This window comes from Chryseobacterium sp. SC28, assembly GCF_003932955.1.
Lineage (GTDB): Bacteria > Bacteroidota > Bacteroidia > Flavobacteriales > Weeksellaceae > Epilithonimonas.
Genome location: NZ_QOVY01000021.1, coordinates 1 through 26138 on the forward strand (window position 1 = coordinate 1; position 26138 = coordinate 26138).

Annotated in this window: 22 protein-coding genes; 13 read left to right on the forward strand and 9 right to left on the reverse strand. The window is 37.6% G+C overall.

All coding sequences use genetic code 11. The features are described from left to right. Positions 1-76 precede the first annotated feature (76 nt). Positions 77-1264: an IS91 family transposase gene (locus DTW91_RS10745; protein WP_410493733.1), complete on the forward strand. Its 1188-nt coding sequence runs from the start codon at positions 77-79 to the stop codon at positions 1262-1264. Between the two features lie 250 nt (positions 1265-1514). On the opposite strand, the gene DTW91_RS10750 is transcribed toward DTW91_RS10745, so the two are convergent. From DTW91_RS10750 to DTW91_RS10765, 4 genes are all read right to left on the reverse strand, one after another. Continuing rightward, the gene (locus DTW91_RS10750) at positions 1515-2393 is read right to left on the reverse strand and encodes an alpha/beta hydrolase (protein ID WP_088265002.1); all 879 of its coding nucleotides are present in this window, start codon (positions 2391-2393) and stop codon (positions 1515-1517) included. Between the two features lie 263 nt (positions 2394-2656). Then, positions 2657-3187: a hypothetical protein gene (locus tag DTW91_RS10755; protein ID WP_125203383.1), complete on the reverse strand. Its 531-nt coding sequence runs from the start codon at positions 3185-3187 to the stop codon at positions 2657-2659. 788 nt (positions 3188-3975) lie between these two features. Next, positions 3976-4623: an O-methyltransferase gene (locus DTW91_RS10760; RefSeq protein ID WP_125203384.1), complete on the reverse strand. Its 648-nt coding sequence runs from the start codon at positions 4621-4623 to the stop codon at positions 3976-3978. Positions 4624-4750: 127 nt separating this feature from the next. Next, positions 4751-5587: a flagellar motor protein MotB gene (locus DTW91_RS10765; RefSeq protein WP_125203385.1), complete on the reverse strand. Its 837-nt coding sequence runs from the start codon at positions 5585-5587 to the stop codon at positions 4751-4753. A 141-nt stretch (positions 5588-5728) separates the two neighbouring features. Between DTW91_RS10765 and tilS the strand changes: the two genes are divergently transcribed. From tilS to DTW91_RS10785, 4 genes are read left to right on the forward strand one after another with little or no spacing between them, the layout of a single operon-like run. Further along, positions 5729-7027: a tRNA lysidine(34) synthetase TilS gene (tilS, locus tag DTW91_RS10770; protein WP_125203386.1), complete on the forward strand. Its 1299-nt coding sequence runs from the start codon at positions 5729-5731 to the stop codon at positions 7025-7027. A gap of 9 nt (positions 7028-7036) precedes the next feature. Next, positions 7037-9094, forward strand: a complete 2058-nt coding sequence (locus DTW91_RS10775) for a protein-disulfide reductase DsbD family protein (RefSeq protein WP_125203387.1) — start codon at positions 7037-7039, stop codon at positions 9092-9094. 60 nt (positions 9095-9154) lie between these two features. Then, complete coding sequence (locus tag DTW91_RS10780) at positions 9155-9652, forward strand: hypothetical protein (RefSeq protein ID WP_125203388.1); 498 nt, start codon at positions 9155-9157, stop codon at positions 9650-9652. Between the two features lie 4 nt (positions 9653-9656). Further along, positions 9657-10439, forward strand: a complete 783-nt coding sequence (locus tag DTW91_RS10785; protein ID WP_125203410.1) for an alpha/beta fold hydrolase — start codon at positions 9657-9659, stop codon at positions 10437-10439. A gap of 41 nt (positions 10440-10480) precedes the next feature. Here the strand turns inward: DTW91_RS10785 and DTW91_RS10790 are convergent, their stop codons facing one another. Then, the gene (locus tag DTW91_RS10790; RefSeq protein WP_125203389.1) at positions 10481-11485 is read right to left on the reverse strand and encodes a DHH family phosphoesterase; all 1005 of its coding nucleotides are present in this window, start codon (positions 11483-11485) and stop codon (positions 10481-10483) included. 304 nt (positions 11486-11789) lie between these two features. Here DTW91_RS10790 and DTW91_RS10795 point away from each other — a divergent pair, with 304 nt between their 5' ends. Together DTW91_RS10795 and DTW91_RS10800 are read left to right on the forward strand one after the other, a co-directional pair. Then, complete coding sequence (locus DTW91_RS10795) at positions 11790-13040, forward strand: site-specific integrase (protein ID WP_125203390.1); 1251 nt, start codon at positions 11790-11792, stop codon at positions 13038-13040. Positions 13041-13156: 116 nt separating this feature from the next. Further along, complete coding sequence (locus tag DTW91_RS10800) at positions 13157-14947, forward strand: DUF262 domain-containing protein (protein WP_038333195.1); 1791 nt, start codon at positions 13157-13159, stop codon at positions 14945-14947. 87 nt (positions 14948-15034) lie between these two features. On the opposite strand, the gene DTW91_RS10805 is transcribed toward DTW91_RS10800, so the two are convergent. From DTW91_RS10805 to DTW91_RS10820, 4 genes are all read right to left on the reverse strand, one after another. Further along, positions 15035-15316 carry a helix-turn-helix domain-containing protein gene (locus DTW91_RS10805; RefSeq protein WP_125203391.1) on the reverse strand — a complete coding sequence of 94 codons (282 nt, stop codon included), beginning with the start codon at positions 15314-15316 and terminating at the stop codon, positions 15035-15037. Continuing rightward, a complete protein-coding gene (locus tag DTW91_RS10810) occupies positions 15313-15609 on the reverse strand; it encodes a helix-turn-helix domain-containing protein (protein WP_125203392.1) in 297 nt (98 codons plus the stop codon). Before DTW91_RS10810 ends, DTW91_RS10805 begins: the two co-directional genes overlap by 4 nt. A 100-nt stretch (positions 15610-15709) precedes the next feature. Next, positions 15710-16093: a hypothetical protein gene (locus DTW91_RS10815; RefSeq protein WP_059333860.1), complete on the reverse strand. Its 384-nt coding sequence runs from the start codon at positions 16091-16093 to the stop codon at positions 15710-15712. Between the two features lie 505 nt (positions 16094-16598). Continuing rightward, positions 16599-17093 carry a DUF3408 domain-containing protein gene (locus DTW91_RS10820; RefSeq protein WP_099366022.1) on the reverse strand — a complete coding sequence of 165 codons (495 nt, stop codon included), beginning with the start codon at positions 17091-17093 and terminating at the stop codon, positions 16599-16601. A 542-nt stretch (positions 17094-17635) separates the two neighbouring features. Between DTW91_RS10820 and mobA the strand changes: the two genes are divergently transcribed. From mobA to DTW91_RS10850, 6 genes are all read left to right on the forward strand, one after another. Beyond that, positions 17636-18073 carry a conjugal transfer protein MobA gene (gene mobA / locus DTW91_RS10825; protein WP_059333861.1) on the forward strand — a complete coding sequence of 146 codons (438 nt, stop codon included), beginning with the start codon at positions 17636-17638 and terminating at the stop codon, positions 18071-18073. Position 18074: 1 nt separating this feature from the next. Then, a complete protein-coding gene (mobB, locus tag DTW91_RS10830; RefSeq protein ID WP_125203393.1) occupies positions 18075-19343 on the forward strand; it encodes a conjugal transfer protein MobB in 1269 nt (422 codons plus the stop codon). 217 nt (positions 19344-19560) lie between these two features. Further along, on the forward strand, positions 19561-19767 hold the full coding sequence (locus DTW91_RS10835) for a helix-turn-helix domain-containing protein (protein WP_125203394.1): 207 nt from the start codon (positions 19561-19563) through the stop codon (positions 19765-19767). Next, positions 19767-22469, forward strand: a complete 2703-nt coding sequence (locus DTW91_RS10840) for a DNA methyltransferase (protein ID WP_125203395.1) — start codon at positions 19767-19769, stop codon at positions 22467-22469. The genes DTW91_RS10835 and DTW91_RS10840 overlap by 1 nt, the downstream gene beginning before the upstream one ends. Positions 22470-22489: 20 nt before the next feature. After that, positions 22490-25111: an AAA family ATPase gene (locus DTW91_RS10845; protein ID WP_125203396.1), complete on the forward strand. Its 2622-nt coding sequence runs from the start codon at positions 22490-22492 to the stop codon at positions 25109-25111. A 1-nt stretch (position 25112) separates the two neighbouring features. Further along, the gene (locus tag DTW91_RS10850) at positions 25113-26138 is read left to right on the forward strand and encodes a virulence RhuM family protein (protein ID WP_125203397.1); all 1026 of its coding nucleotides are present in this window, start codon (positions 25113-25115) and stop codon (positions 26136-26138) included.

The following is a 26138-nucleotide window of genomic DNA, read 5'->3' on the forward strand; positions in this document are numbered from 1 at the left end:
GAAGACGGCGTTCCGATCATCATGGTTCAGAAACTTATGGGTCATGAAAGAATTGAATCGACGATGGAATACCTCCATGTCTGCCAGCTATCGGATCAGCAGCCGCACAGCCCCCTGGATACCGTTTTCGCTTTATGCCGCAAAAATGGAATCCCGAAGTAAGGCAAAGCATCAAAACGGAAGCGTTGCAGATGTTCTTCGTAAAATCAGTTTATCGGCCCGGAATTTTACGGCTCATCAGGAAAAAACGCTTCGGGCTCTGTCCTATTGCCGCACTTCAGCTTTGGGTGGTCATATCGATGCGTGCGACGGTTGCGGAAATCTTTCCATCAGTTACAACTCGTGTCGTAACCGGCATTGTCCGCAATGTCAAGGTCATAAAAAAGAAGAATGGATCCAGAAGCGCGAAGCGGATTTACTCCCGTGCAGCTATTATCATCTCGTTTTCACGCTTCCCGAAGAGCTGAACGGTTTGGCAATTGCAAATCCCACACTCATTTACAAAACATTGTTTGAAGCAGCTTGGGCAACATTAAACCAGTTTGGCAAAACGGAAGGAATGCAGCTCGGAATGATTGCCATACTTCATACGTGGGGACAGAACCTGAGCCTTCATCCGCACCTGCACTGCATTGTTCCTGGCGGCGGAATTGATCATCACGGAAAGTGGAAAAAGAAAGTACGAACCGATAAATATCTCTTCTCTGTAAAAGCGATGAGCAAAGTGTTCCGTGCGAAGTTTGTGGCTTCCTTAAGAGCCTGTGGAATTACTGACCGGGATTTAATGGAGAAACTCTTCACCAAGAACTGGGTCGTCTATGCCAAAAGACCTTTTGGCGGCCCGAAACAGGTGATCGAATATTTAGGCAGGTACACCCACAAAGTCGCCATCAGCAACCACCGCATCAAAGAAGTAACGGATAAGGAAGTGCGTTTTGCCTACAGGGATTACCGAAAGGGCGGCGAAAAAAAGGAAATGACCCTCAGCAACGAAGAGTTTGCGCGAAGGTTCTCCCTGCACATTCTGCCAAAAAGATTTGTGCGGATCCGCCATTACGGGATTTTGAGCAGCAGCTGGAAGCGTGGGAAACTGCAGGCTCTGCAATCAGATTTAAAGATCAATATCCCGGAGGTAACACCTAAAACGCTGCTCAATAAATGCCGGTGCTGCAAGGAGGGAAACCTGGTTACCATTGCTGTTTTCGGGCAGCGCGGTCCGCCGCAGGACTTTCTTTTCGTCACTCAACCTTTCTCTGCGAAATAACCTTTGCGGGTAAGGGAAGTTGTGCCCTACAGCCAGTAAAATCCCGCAGAAACCACTTCCAAAGGCTACCAAAAGCCACAAAAAAAGCAGTCCTTCCGAAAAAACTGCTTTGCACCTCTAAATTCTAAAAACGACATCCCCATAAGAGGACCATCATACTGCTGAAAAGCCACCGGAGCTTCCGTTCAACGGGCTTTCATCTTCTGTCCTGCGGACAAGACGAAAGCTTAGTTATTAGCAGAAGTTTTTCTTATTCCAATTGTTTTTTAATTCTTTCGGTGGTTTCTTTTGGTAAATTTATCAATGTCATGATATGTTCAGAGTTATTTTCCCAATAAATTTTAGGCATTTTTGCAGAATTATAAAGATTTTTTCCTCTAATTGCAGGAACAATTTTGTCATTCTTCCCTTGAATAATTATTTTAGGAACATTCTCTATATATTTTATGTCTTGGACAGCAACATACTCTTGGTTAAAATCTTGTGGAGAATTTTTTGCTTTTTCTTTAAGAAATGAAATTGGAGAATAATCCATTGCTAAAGTTTGGGCCGATTCAATGGAACTATCGAGAACTAATAAATTGATTTTAGATTGGTTTTCTTTAGCGATTTTTACGGCAAGTTGACCTCCCAAAGACATTCCATAAACAACTATTTTACGATTTCCATTATTTTCTGAGTCTAAAAAATCTTTAAATGCTACTTCCGTATCTGTTAAAACTCCGTGATAATTTGGAGTTCCATTTGATTTCCCAAAACCTCTCCAATCAAAAGCATAAACTTCAAACCCGCTTTCTACCAATGGTCTTATCATATCTTGATAAGTGCTTACATTTCCTCCACCGCCATGAATGAAAAATATTTTTGAATCCGTTTCGTGTGTTGGCTTGAATACATAAGTGTAAATATTAATTGAGTCATTAACTTTTAAAACTTTTTCAGAATGCTGTAAATGTTTGAAAGGTTGCATTTCTTTGCTTGGGAAATAAAAAAGTTTTGATTCGTCATTATTAACGATTCCTTCAAAAATTGGATTTGTTTTGTAAAAATAAACTCCTAAACCAATAATTCCTACTAATCCCAAAAATAAAATTAAGCCGATAATTTTCAAAATTTTCTTTGTTTTCATTCTGTTTTAATTTGTAGGTCAAATTTGCTTTATTATTTTTATTGAAGAATTTGTTTTGGTTAAACTGTAAATTATGATTTCTGAATTGTTAAATTTTGTTCCCGAGTTGTTTTGTGCAGTATTTTTATAAAATTTCTGCTAACGTTCCGCCGCTTCTCGTCAGTTGCGAACTTCGGAACGAATTATTTTCTGTTAAAGATAAAAATTCTTGCGAAACGTGAACGTGAACTTACAACAAAATTCGCAATTGCGAGAAACGGCTGTTATGCGTTCGGTTTTTTTTCTTCCACACTTTCCTTTTCAATATATTCCGCAAACCTTTTTCCATTTGTCAAAAGCAAATAACCGATGATTATTTTTATGAAATGAAAAATTAGCCAATGAGAATCAGGATAATCTTTAAATAATGTTTTTTGCTGTAAAAAGTGAAACAATGCAGAACAAAAGTTTGGGAAACTCTCGGTTATCATTAAACCACCAATTACAATTATCGCGATGTTCAAAACTGTTGAGCTTTTAATATTTACATCAATTCTCTCTTCATTAAAATTCTTTTCAAGCTTCAGCTTTTCAACAAGCCATTCTGTTTTAAAAAGAAATAACCTGATAATTAGAATGTAAATTATAACAGATAAAATTTGCATTAACCAAACGATTAGTAAATTTTCTGTATCTAAATTTCCGCTTGTAAAAGATAAGGTTGAATAAAATTGTGGAATTAATGAAATACAACTAAACAATAACAAAAGACCAATAATCTTAAGCAGTATTTTCCAAAACGTGTTAATTTGCATAGTTTAATTTTTTAAATGATTTAGTCTTTTTTTACGTGAGTCGAAAACTGACGCATAACTTGTTTATACTCGCTATAAACCAGCGACTATACACCCAAAATTGCGCGCATACTCGCTAGTCAGTAGCGTATTTTTATCAAATATAGTATTTATTTATAATCCTACAAATCATCAAACTGACTTTTAATTTGTTGAATATTTTTAGTACTCACGTGGTGTATATTTCAGTGGTTTTACTACTGCTATGTCCCAACAACTATTGACTATACCTCAATCTGTTCCGCTCGAAGAAAACCCGAAAAAGGAGCAGAAAAAAAACGCTGGAAATCCTCTTTCGCAACATTCCATTTTCCGGCGATTAAAAACACCAAAAAAAGGCTTTTCTTGCAGAAGTGTTCGAGAAGTGTTCGACTCTTGTTCGGAAAAACGGTACTTTTTTCGAAGCGCTTTCGAAGAAGTGTGAAAGAAAGCTCGAACAAAACCCGAAAAAAGAGCGAAAAAAAACACTGGAAATCCTCGTTTCCAACATTCCAATTTTCGGCGATTAAACACATCAAAAAAAAGCCTTTTCTTTCAGAACTGTTCGAAAGCTCTTCGACTCTTGTTCGGAAAAACGGTACTTTTTTCGAAGCGCTCTCGAAGAAGTGTGCAACGAGAGTCGAAGAAAACCCGAAAAAGGAGGAGAAAAAATGACTCAAATCTGCTTATGAAAAATGATCCATTTCAAAAAATACCATCCAAGTATGTCGCGAATAATCACCGCACTTAGATTTCAAAGTTTTCTATTTTTATTTTCGCCGGATGAGGTGCAGCCCATCTCGCAACGGTAAAATCAGATTTTCAAAATCAGGATCTTGCGCCACGATTTTATTTACCATTTTGATTTGTTCGGTCTGTTGGTCTTTCGGATGATCTTCAAGAACTTTTCCGTACCACAGCACGTTGTCGATGAGGATCACGCTTCCCGAACGCAGGTTGGGTTTGATGAGTTTCAGATAGTCGAGATAGCTTTCTTTATCGGCATCGATGAAGATCAAATCCCAAGTTTTGTCCAGTTTTTTAATCACTTCCTTGGCATCACCGATGATGAATTCGATTTGGTCTTTATAAGCACTTTCCGAGAAATATTTCTTGGGAATGTAGGCCAAGTCTTCATTTTTATCGATCGTATAGATTTTGCCGTCTTTGGGAAGGCCTTCCGCCAAACTTAGCGCCGCATACCCCGTAAAAGTTCCGATTTCTAAAATATTTTTTGGGCTGATGATATGCGAGAGAATACTCAACAATCGCCCTTGCAAATAGCCGGAAATCATGTGGGGCTGAGTTGTTTTCTGATAGGTTTCTTTGCGTAACTTTTTGAGAATGGCGGGTTCTTCAGAAGCGTGGTCTTCTAGGTAGCGATCCATTTCTTTGTCCAATTCTTCGAAATAACTCATTTTCTGTTCAGCTTTTGAGGTTTTGAAATCCAAAGTTAATCTAATTTGAAATCACAAAAAAACCTTGCCGTTCCAGACAAGGTTTTCAATTTTAGATTTTTGATATAAATCAATGAAGATTCACCGTTTATTTTTTCACCGGAGCGATGTCCATCAGTTTCATAAACTCATCCAGTTTCGGCATAATGATGATTTCCGTTCTTCGGTTTTCGCTTCGTCCCGAGACCGATGCATTGGTCGTTTTCGGATTATACTCAGATCTTCCGCCTGCCGTGATTCGGCTAGGATCTACGCCAAACTGGGTCTGCAAAACCTTGGCAACCGCAGTCGCACGCAGCGCAGAAAGATCCCAATTGTCTCGCGGCGGAGTGGCACTGTTCAGTGGCGTATTGTCGGTATTTCCTTCAATCAGAACGCTGTACGTGTCGTAGTCGTTGATGACTTTAGCAACCTTCGCCAGCACATCGGCCGCAGCAGGTTGGATGTCGTATTTGCCGACTTGATAAAGCATTTTGTCTGACAATGAGATCATTACAACGCCTTTCAGCACTTTTACATCCACATCCTCATCAGCCACATTGTCCAGAGAACGTTTCAGTTTGTTGGACAATGCGATATTCAAACTGTCGTTTCTGCTTTTTCCGGCGATCAGTTGTTTGATGTACGCATTGGAAGCGTTGATCTCGCTCACCAGCTTATCAATGTTGGTAGAGGATTTTCCACTGTTGCTAAGGCAAGCATCAAGGCTGGATTTCAGGGCATTGTTTTGTCCCACGAGGAGATCGTTTTGACCTTTCAAAGAAGAATTCTCTGCTTTCAAATCTTGGATTTGACGCATTCTTTCTCCGGCATCTTCTACGCACTGTTTGTAGTTCAGATTCAGGGCATCAAACTGTTTTTTGCTGACACATGAGCTTAGGGAAAGTCCCATCACCGCTATGGTCAAAATCTTGAATAATTTCATATCTTGGAGTTTAATTGTTTCAAATCGTTCTTTGCAACCGGCTCAATTGGCCAATCTTCGTGCAAGCTGTTCCAACATTTCAAAAGTAAGAATTATTAAACGTATATTTGTAATGATCAGCAATATTTTCTTTACATCATTGTGCTAAGTCTCCTCAAATTTCAAAACGCGCTCGAACAACTGTTGTCTCAGTCGCAACAAAAAACATACCTTTTGGCCGTGAGTGGCGGCGTAGATTCTATGGTTTTGGCTGATTTATTTCAGCATTCCGGTTATCATTTTCAGGTGGCACACGTTAATTATCATCTTCGGGGCGAGGATTCCAACCGCGATAAGGAGCTGGTTTCCGATTTTTGTAGCAAGCACGGCATTCCGTTTCATTGGTACGAGGTTTCGGAGGAAGATGGCAAGCCTGCAAATTCTATTCAGAACTGGGCGAGAGAGTTGCGCTATCGGTTTTTCCGAAAAATCCAACAGGAGCAAAATCTCGAATATATCGTCACCGCCCATCATCTGAACGACCAGTTGGAAACTTTCCTCATCAACCTTTCCAAAGCGGCGGGAATCCAAGGCTTGAGCGGCATTCCGGCTAACGAAAATGGGATTGTCCGGCCACTGCTCGGTTTTTCCAAGCAAGAGATTTATGAATTTGCGAACGAAAAAAATATTGAATTCCGCGAAGATCTATCTAACCAAAAAAGCGATTATTTGCGAAATAAAATCAGGCACAACATCGTTCCCGAATTAGAAAAAGTGAATGATCATTTCCTGCCGAATTTTGCGAAAAGTATGGACATCCTCAATCAGACAAAAAATGTTTTGAATAATTGTATTGATGAAAAAATAAAGGCTTTTGAAACGAATCTTGAAACGGGACAAACAGTCATTGGTAAAACGAAGTTCTCGGAAGAATCAGATTTAATTCGTTTTGAGATTTTGAAAAATTTTGGGTTTAAGGATGAAAAAGAAATGCAAAAAATCTTCACCGCGCAGACCGGCAGTACATTTTTCAATTCAGAATACCAATTGATTGTCAACAGAAACGAATTGATTTTGAATCAAAGGATGGAAGAGGGAAGAGGAAAGATGGAAGATGTAGAAATTGCTCTTGAAATGGTCGGAAACGAAATTGTGATTCCTGAAAATATTAAAACCGAAATCCGAGAATTCGGGAATTGCAATTGGAAAATCGATAAAAATAATATAAACTTGCCGCTAAAATTGAGGAAAAAAAGATCGGGCGACACATTTTTCCCAATTGGAATGGCGGGCAAAAAGAAAATCGCCAAATTTTTTAAGGACGAAAAATTGTCTATTTTAGCGAAGCGAAAAATCTGGCTCCTCTGCGATGCCAATGATCAGATTGTGGGCGTGTTGCCTTTCCGGCAAGACGGCAGGTTCCACTCAAATGATGCTGAATCTTTGGAAGTTAAAATTTAAAATCAAAAAATGAAAGATCTAAAACGGGTGTTATCCGCACTTTTTATATTGATAATAAGCGTTTTCAATGCGCAGATCAAAAATCCTGTCAAATTCAAATTCGACGTGGTTGCCTCGGGAAAGGATCAATACGAAGCCGTTCTCACGGCAACGATCGAGGATCAATGGCACATCTATTCGCAAGATCTTCCGCCGGATTCCGGCATCCCGACGGAGTTTAAAATTGCTTCTCCGGACGGCATTCAATTAATCGGAAAAGTGATCGAAGTGGGGAAAAAACACGACGAATTCTCGGAAGCTTTCGGTGCGCAAATCGTTTATTATTCAGATCAGGTGGTTTTCAAACAGAAATTTAAACCCAAAAATCCCTCCAAAGCAACCGCTATTACGGCAGAAATCACCTATCAAACTTGCAACGACAAGGTTTGCCTCGCGCCGAATACTTTAGAGTTTCAAAAGCAAATCGCAGCAACTGCCGTTTCGGAAGTGGAAACACACGATCTAAAAACCGACAGCATCTCCGCCCCAGTTCCTGATTCTAAAACAGAAGTAGCCGCCGTTTCCGCACCAGCAAGCGGCAACCAAACAGGCTTGAAAATCAACGCTTTGGACTTCAAAAATCCGTTGACCACTTGCGGCACGGCACCACAAAAATTGGCCAACGACAATTGGCTGGTCTTGGGTCTCGGTTTCCTCGGCGGATTGATCGCGTTGCTCACGCCGTGCGTTTTCCCGATGATTCCGTTGACGGTTTCGTTTTTCACCAAAGGCAGCAAAGACAAAGCGAAAGGCAGACGAGACGCCTTGCTCTACGGATTTTTCATTTTACTGATTTTTGTTTTGTTGAGCATTCCCTTTCATATTATCGAGGGCATTTCCGGGAATATTTTCAATCAGATTTCGACGAATATTTGGCTCAATTTATTTTTCTTTGCGATATTCCTTTTCTTCGCATTGAGTTTTTTTGGCTATTACGAAATCACTTTGCCAAGCTGGGTTGCCAACCGCTCTTCCAAAGCCGAGGACGCCGGCGGGCTCATCGGGATTTTCTTTATGGCATTGACTTTGGTCATCGTTTCCTTCTCCTGCACAGGACCTATTTTGGGTAGTTTATTGGGCGGCGTGGTTGCCGGCGCAAAGAATGTCCCCACCTTATTGACCTTCGCGTTGGCCGGTTTCGGATTGGCTTGGGCATTGGTTTTCGGATTGCTGGCTTTGTTCCCGCAAGCCTTGCAAAGTTTGCCAAAATCAGGCGGTTGGATGAACTCTGTGAAAGTCGTTTTGGGTTTCATCGAGTTGGCTCTGGCTTTGAAATTTTTGTCCAAAGCAGATTTGGTTTCCAAAACATTTTTCCTGAAAAGAGAATTGTTTATTGTGCTTTGGATCATAATTGCTATTGGATTGGTGCTCTATCTGTTTGGAAAAATCAGATTTCCGCACGATGACAAAAATCCAAAAATCGGTTTGGGAAGAAGGATTCTCGGGGTTTTCGGAATTGTGTTTGTGGTTTATTTGATCCAAGGATTGATCCCGTCCGAGAAACCCAAATTACAGATGCTGAGCGGGATTTTGCCACCCTTGAATGTCAGTTATTTTCACGACGAAAAAGACGGAATATTGGGTTTAAAACCATATCATAATTATTTCGAGGCGATAGAAGTGGCGAAGAAAGAGAATAAACCTGTATTGATAGATTTTACGGGTTACGGTTGCGAAAATTGCCGAAAAATGGAGGAATTTGTATGGAGTCAGGATGATGTTTTGCCGATTCTCCAAAATGAGCTCATCATTGCTTCCGTTTATGTGGATGATAAAGAAGAACTGCCGCAAAATGAGCAAATCAAAATCGATATGGGCGATGGCCAAATGAAAAAAATCAAAACCATCGGCGATAAATGGAGCTTGTTTCAGCAGGTTAATTTTAATAACAATTCCCAGCCACACTATGTGTTGGTAACGCCCGATCAAAAAGTGATCAACATTCCGGTTTCCGGATATATGCCCAAAGAAGAGTTCAAAAAATTCCTCCAATGCGGTATCGATTTTTATAAAAACGAAACGAATTAATTTCCAAATCAAGTCGATCTTTTTCCTAAAAAATATTTATTTTAGAAGAAAATTTTAGCAATGAAACAGCTTTGGTCGATTTTTGGTTTAATTTTAATTTTTTCGTGTAATAAACCTGCGGAAAAAAGTATTTCCAAAGTCGATAGCGCAAAAATCATCGATTCTATCAACCTTGTACGGACTCAAATCAACGACAGTATTTTAGGAAGGCGTGGATTCAAAAACCTCGAAGGAACACATGTTTTGACACACGATATGCTGAAGGGAACGGGAAAAATCACTTTTACAAAAACCGGCCAGGACGAGTACCGGATTTCAGGCAAACAAACCGACGGCAAGCAGTTTCTGATGATTGACGGAACCGCCAGAATGACTTCGCCAAAAAATCTTAAATTTGACGGAACCATCAAACAAAGCATTTCCGACAACGACAACGGAAAGCTGGATATGCGAAGTGGCAAGAGAAACTTTTCTACAAAAGACGGCGGCAAAACCTTCAAGCTTCACGAATCGGTTAACAGCTCGGGATTTGCCGACCAAATAATCATTAAAATGTAAAATGATGCTTAACTACGAAATAGAAGGAAACGGAACAGAAAGCTTGGTTTTGCTCCACGGTTTTATGGAAAATCTCTCCATTTGGGACGATGTGATACCTTACCTGTCGGACAAATTTCAATTGATCAAAATCGATTTGCCGGGCTTCGGAAAGTCGGAAGTTGTGGCAGAAATCCAAACGATGGATCTGATGGCGGAGGAAGTCAAAAAAGTGACCGATCATTTGAAATTGAAAGACTTCCACTTGCTGGGACACTCGATGGGCGGCTACATTACCTTGGCTTTTGCCGAAAAATATCCGCTACTTTTGAAATCTTTCACGCTATTTTTTTCAACCTATTTTGCCGACGACGAGGAAAAAAAACAAACCAGAACCAAAGGGTTGCGAATCATCAAAGAAAATTTCCGGGCTTTCGTCAACGCCAGCGTCCCAAATCTTTTCAATCCCAACGAACACGATGTTCTGGAACATAAAATCGAAATTGCGAAGGAAATTGCCTACACATCGTCCGTTGATGGTGTTTTAGCTTCGCAAAAGGGAATGATAGAACGACCAGACCGCGCTAAAGTTTTGGAAGACTTCGAGGGGAAAATACTGGTTCTTGCCGGCAAACACGATTCGGCGGTCAACTCAGAAAAAACCATCAAAAATCTGCCGGATAACACGAACATCAAATCCTACGTTCTGGATTGCGGACACAACGGGCATTGGGAAAAACCCGAGATTTGCGCCGCGATTATCAACACAGAATTGCTGCATCACCTGCCCAAAAAGTTTATTTTTTGATGTAAAATTTTGAATTATTTGAAAATCAATCAGATAGACTTTTAGAAATCCTCAGCCTCAACCTTTTCCTTGAAATCGGCAATGGTTTCCTCGATCGATTTGAAATATTTCCCGCCGGCAGCATTGATGTGGCCGCCGCCGTTGAAATATTTTCTCGCAAACTGATTGGTATCCACCGAATCTTTGGATCGGAAAGAGATCTTGATAAAATCTTCGTAAAGATCTTCCATAAAAAAAGCCGCCATTTTGGTGCCGATGACGCTCAGGCCGTAATTCACAAAACCTTCGGTATCGCCTTTGTCGAAGCCATATTCCTTAAGTTCCGACCGTTTTAGCCAGAGGATGGCCACTTTTCCTTCCTTTGTCAATTCGATTCTGCTGAGCACGAGCGAAAGTAAATGTAAACGGGAAATCGTATTGGTGTCCCAAGTGTTGGAGCTGATGAACGCCGGATCGGCACCTTTCTCGATCAAATCGGCCACAATCCGGTGGGTGCTCGCGCTCGTCGATCGGTAGCGGAAACCGCCTGTATCGGTCATTATGCCGGTGTATAGACATTGCGCGATATCCAGATTCACAGATTTTTCGTCATGATTGGCTTGGATGAAATGATAAACCATCTGGCAAGTGGCCGGAATCGTGACGTCGGAATAGACGTAATCAAATTTATCGGGCATCTGATGATGATCGATCAAGATTTTTTTACCCTTTGCTTTGGCAATCCAATCGCCGAGAAGGCCGATTCTGCTTGTGGTATTAAAGTCCAGACAGAAGATAACATCGGCGTTATAAATCGCCTCGCCGGCTGCTTTTCTTTTGTATTCGCCGATCACGATTTTCTTGGCTTCCGGCATCCATTTCAGGAATTTTGGAAAGTCGTTTGGAACGATGACGGTGGCGTCGATTCCTTTTGTTTTCAAGTAATGTTTCAGTCCAAGAGTAGAGCCAATGGCGTCGCCGTCGGGGTTGTGATGGGTTACGATGACGATGTTGTTTTCCGGAACGAGGAGCGCGTTGATCTCTGAAATTACTTTGGCTGTGAACATAAACGAAGTTTGAAAAAGTGAAGTTCCAAAGGTAAAACTTTAAAATAAAGTTTCAGTAAAAATACATCAAAGATTAATAACAGGCAAAACGGTTGTAAATAAAGGCTTTACAGCCGTTTTATGATTTTTGGTAATGAGGTAAAAAGCAGTAAAAAGCGAGGTTTGGCAGAAGTAAGGTTACTAAAACGTTACTTTTAAATATTAGAAATAATCGTTTTAAATGCTGTATTTCAGCTTTCTGCATAGTTTTTCATATTGTTCCGTAGCTCACATAGGTTTAATTTTATCATTAAGAATTGTGAGTATGGAAACGACAAAAAAATCAACGTTTAAGGTATTGTTCTACCTTAAAAAGAACGCCCCAAAGAAAAACGGAAAAGTTACGGTTATGTGCAGGATTACCGTAAACGGCAAACAGTCTGCATTCAGTACAAAGCTGGATATTTCCACAACAAATTGGGATTTGAAGTACGGCAGGGTTTTAGGTAAAAGCCGAGAAGCCCAGGACACGAACAGCAAACTTGACAAAATTCGTTCGGGTATTGAGGAATGCTATTCCAAAATCCTGAAGAACGAGGGGGCTGTAAACAGTGCTAAACTTAAAAATGCCGTTCTTGGGATGGAAAGCGGAGAACTGACCTTTTTCAAATTCTATGAACAGTTCCTATTGGACTATGAGAAAAAGGTTAATAGTGGACTTCGGGTAAATGGTACACGCAGTAAATACAAAACACTTTTAAAGCACCTGCGTAATTTTGCACTGACAAAGTACGGATATTCTGACTTATCATTCAACGATCTTACATCTGATTTTGTACAGGACTTTGATTATTACCTGCGTGATGACCAAAGCTTGACACACAACACCATTTGGCTGTATATGATTGGATTTACCACGCTTTGCCGCTTGGCAATGAGCAGAAAGCATCTTACTTTCAATCCATTCAGCGAGTATAAGAACACCAAAAAAGACAAAGACAGAGGTTATCTGCTACGGAATGAATTGGAACAACTTGTAACGTTCAACTGTGAGAAAAAGAAAGACGAATTGGTTAAAGACCTGTTTGTTTTCAGTTGCTTTACTGGTCTTTCCTATTCAGATATGAAAGGACTTAGAAACAGTAATATTCAGGATTTCTTTGACGGCAACCAATGGATTATTGTACGCAGAAAGAAAACGGCAACATCATCAAACGTGATGCTCTTGGATATTCCAAAAATGATTATAGAGAAATATGCAGGGTTCTCAAAGGACGGAAAGGTATTTCCCGTACCATCAAATACAGTTTGTAATGACAGCCTAAAGCGAATATCCCAACAAATCGATTGCCTTAAAGAAAAGAAAGTAACCTTTCATTTAGCACGTCATACCTTTGCCACGTTGTTTTTGAGCGAGGGTGTTCCGTTGGAAAGTTTGAGCAAAATGTTAGGACATAAAAACATAGCCACAACGCAGATTTACGCCAAAATACTCAATGAGAAAGTTGGTAAGGATATGCAAAAGGTATCGCATAAATTTAAGGGAATGGAACGGTCTTTTGTGGCTCAACTCTAAAGTCAATAAAGTGATTAAAAAAGCCAATACCGTTTTTGTATTGGCTTTTTTGTACTTTAGCTTTTTCAAAAATATGAATGTTACGAACCCCCAATCTATTGAAATCTAAATAAAAAATGAGTAATAGCACAAATAATATCCAAATACAGTTTAATTATTTGGACGTGGAGAATTGTTTTAAAAATTTTTATGTCGTGCCTGATTATCAAAGAGAGTACGTCTGGACAGAAGTACAAATCAATCAACTTTTAGATGACATTTACGAAGAATTTGATTTTAATCCTAATAAAGAATATTTTATCGGAAGTACCGTTGTTTTTAAAAACAATGATGGCTTTTATGAATTGATTGACGGACAACAAAGGACAACTTCTATCTTCTTAATAATTTGTGCTTTTAAGAAAATTTATCGAGAACGAGAAATCGATACAGACACAATTGAGAGAATGATTAAAGACAAAACAGTCAATTCATTAGGAGATAGTGTTGATTGCTATAAACTCGAACTGCAATATAAAGACAGTTCAAATATTCTTTCAAAAATTGCTAACAATTTAGAAAGACCTGAAAATTTAACAGGTTCTGCCGAAAGACTTTATAATGCGTATGAAAATGTAATTTCATTTCTAAAAAACAGATTTAAGGAAGATGAAGACCCAGTACAGCTAAAAAAGTTCTTTGTTTATATTTTTAGAAAACTGAAATTTATCCAAATTGAAACACCAGAAATAAACGACGCTTTAAAAATATTTGAAACAATTAATGAAAGAGGAGTTGGATTAAATCCTATGGATTTATTGAAAAACCTTTTATTCAGACAAGTTAATAGAAATGATTTCAATTCATTAAAAGATAAATGGAAAACGCTGATTAAGCTTTTGGAAAAGAATAATGAAAAACCTTTGCGTTTTCTTCGTTATTTCATAATGTCAAATTATAAGGTAAATAATCAGCGAGGAGAAGAAATTATCCGAGAAGAGGAAATTTACAAATGGTTTATAAGACCTGAAAATGTTGCTCAATGCAACTATGAAAAAGAGCCTTTTGAGTTTGTTGAACTTCTTTTGGAAAATGCTACTTGTTATATTAATTTCTTTAAAGGGCTAAACAAGGACGGTAGTAAAAATGTCTATTTAGACAATATTTCCAAACTTGGCGGAGGAGCTTTTAAACAACATTTGATATTGCTTTTAGCAGGAAGAAATTTACCACAAGATTTGTTTAATCATTTTGCAAAGCAGATAGAAACTTTGGTTTTTTATTACTTCATTACAAAAGAGCCAACAAAAGAGTTTGAAAGAAACTTTTCAAAATGGGCTAAATCTGTATTAAGAATAAAAAGCAGGGAAGAATTGAATAATTTCGTAAAAGAAAATATTCAACCTGTAATCACATCGAAAGAAAACGAATACAAATTATACTTTACAGAAACTCGTCAGAATAACCTTCAACAATACAGAATTAGATATATTTTAGCAAAAATTGCACAATATTTAGACCAAGAAAGATTAGGCTCGTACATTCCACAAGTTTTAGATAACTATATTACCAAAGGAGTTGAAATTGAGCATATTTTACCTTTTAATCCAACAGAAAGTCTTCGTAATGAAATTGGCGAGGAATACGATGATTTAAAAATCAGATTAGGGAATTTGACTTTGCTTGAAAAAACGATGAATATTGTGGTTGGTAACGATTTCTTTTCAAAAAAAGTTATTGAATATTCTAAATCGCCATTTTATATTTCCAAATCAATAGCAGGATTAGATACGATTGGAATAAATTCATCTGTTACAAGGTTAAATCTGAAATTAAGGTCTTACGAATATTGGAATAAAGAAACGATAATTGATAGACAAAATTTGTTATACGAACTTTCAAAAGATATTTGGAAAATAGAGATATAGACCTTTTATAAAACACCACAGCCCACTGCTTTAAGCAGTGGGCTGTTTCTTTAATTGACTGATACGGTTACAGTTTCAAACAATCGGCTAACGCTGATAGTTATCTTCCAACACTTTTATAATATCGCTTTCACGGAAAAGGATTTTCCGTTCGAGTTTGATAAAAGGTATCAGTCCGTCATCTCTGTACTGTTGCAACGTCCGTTTGCTAATGTGTAACATCTGGCAAACCTGTTCGCCTGACAGGTAGATTTCCCCTTTTAAAAGTGGGTGGAAATATTCCCTGATATACAGCAGTTCATTTTTGATGCCTACCACAGCTTCGAGCAGTGCAAGCATATCTTCGTTTGAATCTCCAATCTGTTTCATTTCTTCTGCTTTTTTAATGGTCGCTCTCCCTGCATCAGTAATTCCACTTCGGATAATCTGAAATACGTCTTCCGATTGATTTGCGTTGCCCCAAGAATGCCTTTTGCCCTGTACGTCTGCAATGTTCGTTTGCTGATGTTCAGCAGTTGGCAGGCTTCCTGCTGGTCGAGCCATTTCGTTGCCTGTCGCAATGCCTTGTAGGGTGCGGTCATTTCCTTAATCAATAAAGAAACTTCCTTAACTTCCCTGTTCAGTGCTTTTAAAATCTGAATGTCTAAAACTGTTATTTCCATATCTGCATCATTTAAACCTCGAAAATAAAAGCTATTTACATAGGTCATCCTAATGTTGCATCTGATGGCGGTATTTGGCGTACAGTTGCCAAATGCGGTATTAAAATCCCAGTTTTGGTTTATTGTTTTTCGGGCGAGCCTGTTGTGTTTTGACTGTATTGTCCATTCTCAAGGCAGGCTTTTTGTTAGGCTGTACAGTCTGGCTTTTTTCATCGTTTTTGAAATCCGAACGCATAACCGTTTTTGTAGCACCAATTACGCTTTCGGGCTGGGCAGGCTGTTTTGGCTGTTCGGCACGTCTGCCACCGAACAGCCTGTTCCAATTTATTAAGCCTTTTGTTTCCCTGAACTGGCGTTTAAAATTGGCGATGAAATTGGAAATCGGGTCGCCCTGCTTATCAACCTGCATCAAAGGGCTACGCTCTTCTTCCTTGATTTGTACTTTCTCTTTCCGCTCCTTGTCGGTTGTTGCTTTTTGTGCCATAGTTTCAAAATTTCCCCCAATATAGAACACAAGGGAATGTATTTTTTCCTTTGGCTTTATGTGGCAGTATTTGGCTCGTATTGGCACAATGTAAATGGAAAGCAATCCTCAAAACACTTTAAATTTTCCTCGCAAAGCCCCTTCACATTTAAAAAGTTTTGTACGGATAAGGGAAAGCATACCAAAAACACCCCATCGTTAGCCCACACGTGTTTTTTGTACCCTTTCATTATATTAGAATGGGATTAAAAAAAGAACAAAAGGTAGCAAAGATAAGGCGGACACCCACCGCACCGCCCAACCAAAAGACTACGGCATAATGGCAGGGCAGATAAGGTGGCTTCGCCGAGTTTTTTTGTTGCCCTGCCACCCTTCGGGACTTATTCCGTTTCCTTTTGGTTTTAACGCCTGTCCGCCTTGTTTGAATGGCTTTCTTTTTTTTCTGTTTTTTTGTTTTGGAAAATAATTTTAGGAGAGAGAACGTACCACCCACCACGTATATTTATTAGAATAACGGTTTGTGTTTCTCGTTGTAGATTTCCCTAATCAATTCACCAAACTCCTGAAAGTGGTATTCGATAATATTGTCCAGATACGCATAAATCGTCAGTTTGTCGATGCCCATAATATTGGTGAGCCTGTTAAATGTTTCGTGGTGTTCCTGCCGTACATAGACCGATTTCCCCCTGCTTGCTGTACTGTTCGGAATTTTAAAGAACTGTCCGTAGTAATCCTCTTTGGTCAGCTTCTTTGGCTTATAAATCATCTTTTTTGTATTACTCGCAGGTATTTTTGTATGTTGCGTTTCAGTTTCCGAAGGTTCTTCGCCTGCCATTACACGCATAATAGCTTCCTCATCTACTTCGGGTTTGGCAAAGTCTTCCCGATGTGTTACTACCTGTTGTTCCGTGAATGGTTGCTTCTTTTCATCAGTTAGGAAATTTTCAATAGAAAAATCCTCTTTTTCGGGTTGCTGATTTTTGTTTTCTTCGTGTACCATATCTCTTGTTTTTAATATTATATCCAATTAGCTGTTTGGTTAACTAAGCAATCAGCTGTACATACTGTTGCATCTATCTACCTATCTACCTAAGCACCTGCATACCCCTAATTGGTTAGTTCATTAACTCAAAAATCTGTAATTCGTCTGCATTCAATCACGCAGATTTGCTGTCAGGATTTATGCTGATTGGTTACATAGTTAAGGATATAAACAAGCAGCCAGCTAACCATATACAAAGAAAGCAAAAGCAGTCCCAGTCTATGTTGATATGGCACTCAAAGGTAGCATTTGGCGTTCATTGTCGTTATGATAAATAGCTGTTATTCAAATAGTCTTGCCGAAATTTGTAATCGGTAGCGATGGGTTTTTCCTGCTAACTCCAATCCGTTTGCAAAACGGATTTTCTGAACCCTTGTTCAGAGCAAGTTATCTTTTGAGGTACTCGAAATGAATTTCGGCACCTCAAAAGCACTTGCCCCTGCGGGGGCTGGAAACGGCTCCGAAGTCGCCCGTTTGTATAAAAATTAGAATGGATTATTATGGAAGAGAAAGACAAAAAACAGATTAGGAAAACAGGGAGAAAACCGAAGATTGACCCTGCGGTACATCGGTATTCCTTTAACCTGAATGATGAGGATAATGCCAAGTTCCTTGCCCTTTTTGACCAGTCGGGAATGAAGATTACGGCACATTTTATTACAGCCTGCATCTTTCAGAAGACGGTTAAGACCGTAAAAATTGATATGGATGCAATTGAGTACCACGCAGGATTGACCCAGTTTTTTGGGCAGTTCAGAGGAATTGCCACCAATTACAATCAGCTTGTAAAGCTCTTGAATGCCAATTTTTCGGAGAAAAAAGCATCTGCATACCTCTTTAAATTGGAAAAACAGACCAAAGAAATGAAAGAATTACTGCTAAAGGTTTTGATTCTTACCGATGAATTTGAAAAGAAATATCTGAATAAAGAGTACTGAAATGATTGCAAAAATAGGAAAGGGAAACAATATGTATGGAGCTATCCTATACAATCAGCAGAAAGTGGAAAAGGAAAACGGAGCTGTTCTGTTACTAAACAAGATACCCGACACAATAGATGGCAGGTATTCCACACAATACTTCAACAAATGTTTTGAGCCGTATCTGTGCGCGAATATCAAAACAGAAAAGACGGTACGGCATATATCGCTTAACCCAGATCCTGCGGATAAGGTCAGCGATGAGCAGTTTGCCGAAATGGCACAGGAGTATATGGAACGTATGGGCTACGGCAATCAGCCCTATATTGTTTTCAAGCATACGGATATTGACCGAACGCATATCCATATCGTTTCGACCTGCGTGGGCATTGACGGCAGGAAAATCCCCGATGATTACGACCATCCACGCTCAATGGCAATCTGTCGGGATTTGGAAACTAAATATAACCTGAACAAAGCCACCGAGCAGGAGCAGAAACAAGCCAACAAAGTTTTTAAGCCTGTAAATAATAAAAATGGAGACATCAAAAGTCAGATTGCTTCGGTAGTACGGCATCTGCCCAAGTATTACAGCTATTCTACTATGGGTAGTTACAATGCTTTACTTTCCCTTTTCAATATCACAGCGGAAGAAGTTAAAGGCGAGCGGAACGGTCAGACCGTAAACGGATTGGTTTACGTGGCATTAGATGCGAACGGCAACAAGACAAGCAATCCGTTCAAAGCATCACTTTTTGGAAAAGATGCAGGAGTAACACAGCTTCAAAAACATTTTGAACAGTCCATAGAGAAAATGAAAACCAATCCTGCAAGGTCTGTCCTAAAGAATACCATTGAATTGGCGATACATATTACAAACAGCGAAACGGAATTTAAAAAGCAACTTGCAGAACAGGGTATCAATACCGTTGTCCGCAGGAACGACAATGGACGAATTTACGGAATGACTTTTATCGACCACGAAAGCAGAACCGTTTGGAACGGTTCACAATTAGACAGAAGCCTGTCGGCAAACGTGTTCAATGATTGGTGGAACAACGGAAACAAACCCGAATTGAAAGCACAAGACAACCCTGTTTCCCATACGAAAACAATAGATGACCAACCAATAAAAGACCTTTTTGAGTTTGTCACGCAGGAGCATTCGCACAGTACCGATTTGGGATTGTTCAGCTTGTTATCCGATGCACAGAGCGAGGACTACGAGGAAGAACAGTTTGCTAATGCAATGAAGAAAAAAAAGAAATATCCTCGACAAAGAAGATAATCGGCACTTCGCCTACTTTTTCTTCATTTTACGTCATTGTAAAAGCAACGCTATGCAAGCTCTTTCCCTCCTTACCTGAGCAGAATATCTACATTATATACACAGTTTTTTGAGATAGCATTAAATAATTTCACTAATTTAGCGACGGACAAATTAACGTCTGAAATAAGTGAAGCGATTCAATGAGACCTTCTAAAATGGACAAAAGCTATTTACAATGAACAGAATTAAGGAAGTGTTGGAACAAAAGGGAATTAAGCAAACTTGGTTGGCTGAAAAACTCGGAAAAAGCTACAATATGGTAAACGCTTATGCTCAAAACAGGCAACAACCAAGATTGGGAACCTTAATGGAAATAGCGGATATTTTGGACATAGACGTGAAAGAATTGCTAGTTTCCAACAAACCTGAACAAAATAACTAATGAAATCAACTGAAATAAAACATAACGTTGAGAACCTAATTGACAACTTCTCAAAAGAAGAATTTGTCTTTGATTTGCTGGTTGCATACGGCATTTCTAAAACATCTGTAACACGACTAAAAAAAGGAGACTACAATTTATCCAAAGTTGATGGAGAAATACTATACAAAAAGAAAATATTCTTTAAAATTGAAGCATCTAACAAACTGCTGAGTAGTATTGAAGAGGTTGCAAAAGAAGAGCGAATCTTAAAACATCAACCTAGATTTGCAATTCTTACCGACCATAAACAAGTAGTTGCTAAAGACCTGAAATTAGGCAAGAACTTAGATATTCAATTAAAAGAATTACCCAATTACTTTGATTTCTTTTTGCCATTAGCAGGTAGCGAAGTTTATAACGCTTCCAACAATAATGAAGCAGACAGAAACGCATCGTACAAAATGGCTTCTTTGTATGATTTGTTGATTGATGAAAATCCGAGTATCTACAATTCAAAAGAAAGTATTCACAACCTCAATATCTTCTTGTCCCGTTTGTTGTTTTGTTTTTTTGCAGAAGATACCGAGATATTTGAGCAAGATAGTATTTTTACCAATACACTAGCTCAGCATACTGCGGAAAACGGAAAAGATACCCATACATTTTTAGATGATTTGTTTGCCCGTTTAGATAGCGAAAGCGGAAAAGATTATCCCGACTTTTTAACCAAATTCCCTTATGTAAATGGAGGATTGTTTAATCAAAAAATAAACTCGCCCCTGTTTACCGCAAAAGCAAGAAAAACTCTTCTTGAGTTAGGTGAATTACAATGGAAAGACATTAACCCTGATATTTTTGGGTCAATGATACAAGCGGTAGTAATTCCTGAATACCGAAGCGATTTAGGAATGCATTACACTTCTGTAGAAAACATCCTAAAACTGATTAAACCTCTCTTTCTTGATGAACTCTATGAAGCGTATGAAAATGCGACCACAGTAAACCATTTAAGAACACTCATCAAAAGAATTTCAAAAATCAAATTCTTTGACCCTGCTTGTGGTAGTGGAAATTTCTTAATCATTACCTACAAGGAAATACGCCTTTTAGAAATCAAGATTTTAGAAAAAATTACAGATTTAGAAGGACAAAGTCCAACTATAAAATGGACTGAGATACAGCTTTCGCAATTTTATGGCATTGAAATAGACGATTTTGCCCACGAAATGGCAATACTCTCACTTTGGTTAGCAGAACATCAAATGAACAAAGTGTTTGAAGAACGATTGTTTGATTACGGAAAATCGAAACCTATATTACCATTAAAAGAAGCAGGACAAATAAAACAAGGTAATGCTACAAGAAGAGATTGGAATGAGGTATGCCCAATTTCTTCAACAGATGAAGTATATGTGATTGGGAATCCGCCTTATTTGGGTTATAGCCGACAAGACGAAACCCAAAAGGAAGATATGAAAATCGTCTTTTCACGAGTAAATAACTATAAAAAACTTGATTACATAGTGTGTTGGTTTTATAAGGGAACCAATTACATTCAGAATACAAAAGCTAAATATGCTTTTGTAACCACCAATTCTATAACGCAAGGGGAACAAGTAGCTTTATTGTGGCCATTAGTTTTGAGTAAAGGACAAGAAATTGACTTTGCACACCAATCTTTTAAATGGACGAATAACGCCAAAGGAAACGCAGGAGTTGCAGTAGTAATAATAGGGGTTAGAAATATTGATGGCACAGACAAATTCCTTTACAATCAAAATCTAAAGCAAAGTGTAAAAAATATAAGCCCTTATTTAGCAAATACCTCGAATGTTTATGTTATACCGAGAAATAAAACTTTAAGTAAATTATCCCCAATGATTAAAGGAAGTTCTCCCGGAGACAATGGTAATTTACTATTAGACCAAGAGGAAAAAGACAAAATAATATCGAAAAACCCAATTACTGCAAAATTTATAAAAAGATATATTGGAGCATCCGAGTTTATAAAAGGAACGAACAGATATTGCATACACATAACAGAAGATAACGTTAAAGAAGCATATAAAATTAAAGAGCTCGCTGAACGATTTGAAAAGGTAGAAATTTTTAGATTAAATAGTAAAAAGCTAGCTACAAAGAAGAAAGCAGAAACGCCTCACTTTTTTGACGAAGATAAACATCAAGAAGGAGAATTTATTTTGGTTCCTCAAACAGGTTCTGAAAGAAGAAACTATATTCCGATAGGTTATTTTGATGATTCATACGTTCCTTCAAACGCCACAAGAGTGATATATAAAGTTCAGCCGTGGCTTTTTGGTGTTATATCTTCAAGAATGCATATAGTTTGGGTAAAAGCTGTTGCAGGAAGATTAAAAATGGATATGCAATATTCAAATACTCTTTGCTACAACACCTTTCCGTTTCCAGACATCACAAACAAGCAAAAGGAAAATTTAAATCTTTATGTTTTTGCCATATTAGATGAGCGAGCTAAACATCCAAGTAAAACAATGGCACAATTGTATAATCCAACCACAATGCCCAAAGGTTTGCTACACGCACATCAAGAATTAGATACTGCTATAGAACAATGTTATCGTTTGCAACCTTTCAAAAACGACACCGAGCGTTTGGAATACTTGTTTAAACAGTATGAAGAAATGTTGCAGAAAGACACGCTTTTTGCGAAGCAGAAGCAATCAAGAAAAAAGAAATAATGATATTTAAATAAGTAGAAATGCCAATACTGAAAGACATAATAGATTGGGTAGAAAACAAGCCTTCATTTTGGCAAGTAGCTATTGACCGATTAATCCGAAATAATGAACTAACGAATACCGATATTTCTGAACTAAAGGAAATCTGTAAGGTTGATTTTAAACTTTCTGAGTTTGAATTTGATGCTGTTGACTTTGATGATTTGAGAGATTTTGCGGATAACTCTGCAAATGATGGCAATATCATACTTTCCAAAATCAAAAACATTGATAACATTAATGCTTTATCTAAATCTAGTGAATTGGAGTTTGCACCAAATGGGCTAACTATTGTTTATGGAGATAATGGTTCAGGAAAATCTAGTTATGTAAGTATTTTAAAGCATTCTTGTAAAACAAGAGGTCAAAAACCTAGAATGAATGACAATTTGTTTGATCCTGCTTGTGCAGGAAATGATAAAAAGGCAGACATAGAATATACCTCTGATGGAATAAATTTCACAACTGTTAATCTTATCAATGGAACAGTAAGTGAAAACACATTAAAAAAAATTGATGTATTCGATACCTTTAGTGCAAATCATTATATCGAGGGAGAAGATGAAATAGCTTTTATACCTCAAGGGCTATCTATTGTGGAAAAATTGGCAGAAGCTGTAAAAAATATTGAAACACAATTAAGCATAGAGCTTTCCAATCCCTCAATGCGAAAGTTTGACTATGAACTATTAGAAGTTCCAGAAGGAACAACCGCAAAATTATTTCTTGAAAAACTAAACTTAAACTCAACTTTAAATGAATTGCGAGCAGAATCAATATGGAATTCTACAAAAAATGCAAGAATTGAAGCTGTTGAAAAGGAAATAGATAAATTAAAAGCAACTGACCCTAAGAAAAGCTTAAAGTCCAACGAAGAGAAAATCAAACGGTTTGAAATTTTAGCAAATAAGTTTCAAAATCTGGAAAACAACTTAATAGGTCAAGCTTTAAATAATCTGAAGGAGATATTAAATAATTTTTGTGTAGCTAAAGAAGCATTAAGGGAATCTTCAAACACAGCATTTTCAGATTTACCAATACAAGGTGTTGGAAATAATGCTTGGAAAATTTTATGGGAAAGTGCAAGGAAATTTTACAACGAAAGCACTCAATCAGAAAGTTTTCCCAATGTCTCAGATGGTAGTAGTTGTCCACTTTGCCTTCAAGATTTAGAGGATGAAGCCAGAGAAAGATTTACTAAATTTGAAGATTTCGTAAAAAATGACATCCAAAAATCATTTGACGAAGCTAAAGAAAAATATGAGTCAGCAATTGAAAATTTGAACAGACTGGAGTTTAATTTTGAAGAACAAAACCCTATTTCTCTTGAATTAAATGAGCTAATTGAAAATTACTCGGAAAAACAAGCCGAATATCTAAATGTACTTTCAGAGCAAAAAGAATACATAGTTGGATTATTTAATTCAATGAAAACCATTGAAGACATTAATGCAATTGAAGTTGACAGCACCCCAAAGACTTTAATTAACGAATTAAATAAATCCTTATCTGAAGTGAATGAAAAATTGAAAGTTCAATCTATTGATGAAGATTTAAAGCCTTTATTAAAAGAGCTAAATCAATTAAATGGTGAAAAGAAAATTTACGAGCATAAACCAAAATTAGCTCGTGAAATTTATCGACAAAAAAGAGTTGGCTTGCTAAATCAATGTGTAGGCAAATGTAACACCCGAACAATCACAACATTAAGCAATGAACTAACAACACGTTATATAAATCAGAATCTTAAACAAAATTTCAAAACAGAATTAAACAAACTAGGTTTTAAAAACATTAAAATAGAAACTGAAACAAAAGGACAAAGAGGAAAACAATATCACTATTTAAGACTTGATGAAAACAACTCAAATAATATTGCTTTAAAAGATATTTTAAGCGAGGGAGAACACAGGTGTATTTCTTTAGCTACATTCTTGTCTGAGTTATCAATTTCAGAACATAAAAGTGCAATTATTTTTGATGACCCTGTTTCTTCACTTGACCACAAATGGCGAAATAAAATATCGAAAAGAATTACAGAAGAAGCTCTTGAAAGACAAGTAATAGTATTTACACACGATATTTCATTTCTTTTAATGATTCAAGAACACTCGGAGAGTTTAAATTGTGCTTTAGATATAAAGAGTCTTACAAGGAAAAAGACGGAAACGGGACTGATAGCTAGTAACCCACCTTGGGATGCTTTACCTGTTGGTAAACGTATTGGACTATTGAAAAGTGCATATCAACAACTAGAGAAAATTGAAAGAACAGAAACTGAAGAAGTATATAAAGAACGAGCTAAAGTTCTGTATGGTAAACTTCGAGAAACTTGGGAACGGTTTATAGAAGAAGTTTTTTTAAATGGTGCAATTCAACGATTTAGTAGAGCTATTCAAACTCAAAGGTTGTCAAAAGTTATCGACTTAACAGACGATGATTACAAACTAGTTGATGCCAATATGAGCAAATGTTCTACCTATTTTACGGGACACGATACGGCAGGAACTTTGATTGAAGAAATGCCTGACTCTGATGAATTCCTTGCCGACTTGAAAGTTTTAGAAGATTACATTAAAGACATTAGGAAAAGAAGACAGTGAAATGAGCAAAGAAAATCAAAATAACGATTTACAGCCTATAAACAACTTTGTTATTTTCAAAACCGAAAATGGCAAAGTAAATATAGATGTTTTTTATCAAGACAAAACGCTTTGGTTAACTCAAAAAACAATAGCTGAACTCTTTGAGAAAGGACGTTCTACCGTAACAGAACACCTTAAAAAAATATTTGAAGATGCCGAATTGGATGAAGCTTCAGTATGTCGGGATTTCCGACACACTGCCGAAGATGGTAAAACCTACCAAACAAAATACTATAATTTAAGAGCTATAACAGCGGTTGGGTACAGGGTAAACTCCCAAAGAGCCATTGAATTTAGAAAATGGGCGACTGAAATTTTGCACGAATACATCATCAAAGGTTTTGCTATGGATGATGAGCGATTGAAACAAATCAAACATTTTGGAGAAGATTATTTCGAAGAAATGTTGGAGCGAATCCGTGAGATTCGATTAAGTGAAAGGCGTTTATATCAAAAAATTACAGACATATACGCTCTTTCTGCTGACTATGACAACAAATCGGAAATAACCCAACATTTTTTTGCTTCGGTTCAAAACAAACTACATTGGGCAATAACAGGGAAAACGGCTGCTGAGATTATTTACACAGAAGCAGATGCCACTAAAATTTATATGGGCTTAAAAACTTGGAAACAAGCTCCTGATGGAAAGATTTTAAAAAGTGATGTAACGATTGCAAAAAACTATTTAAATGCAGAACATTTAAAAGCTTTAGAAAGGATAGTTATTTCTTACTTAGACTTAGCAGAAAACCGAGCAAGGAACAGACAGGTAATGAATATGAAGGATTGGGATAACTTTTTAGTCCAATTTTTGGAATTGGCAGATTATCCTATTTTGAAAGACAACGGCAAAATATCAATGTTGGAAGCAAAGCTAAAAGCCGAAAGTGAGTATGATAAATTCCGTGTGATTCAAGACCAAAATTATATTTCCGATTTTGATAAGGAAATGAGAAAATTAGTAGACAAGAAAAAGAAATAA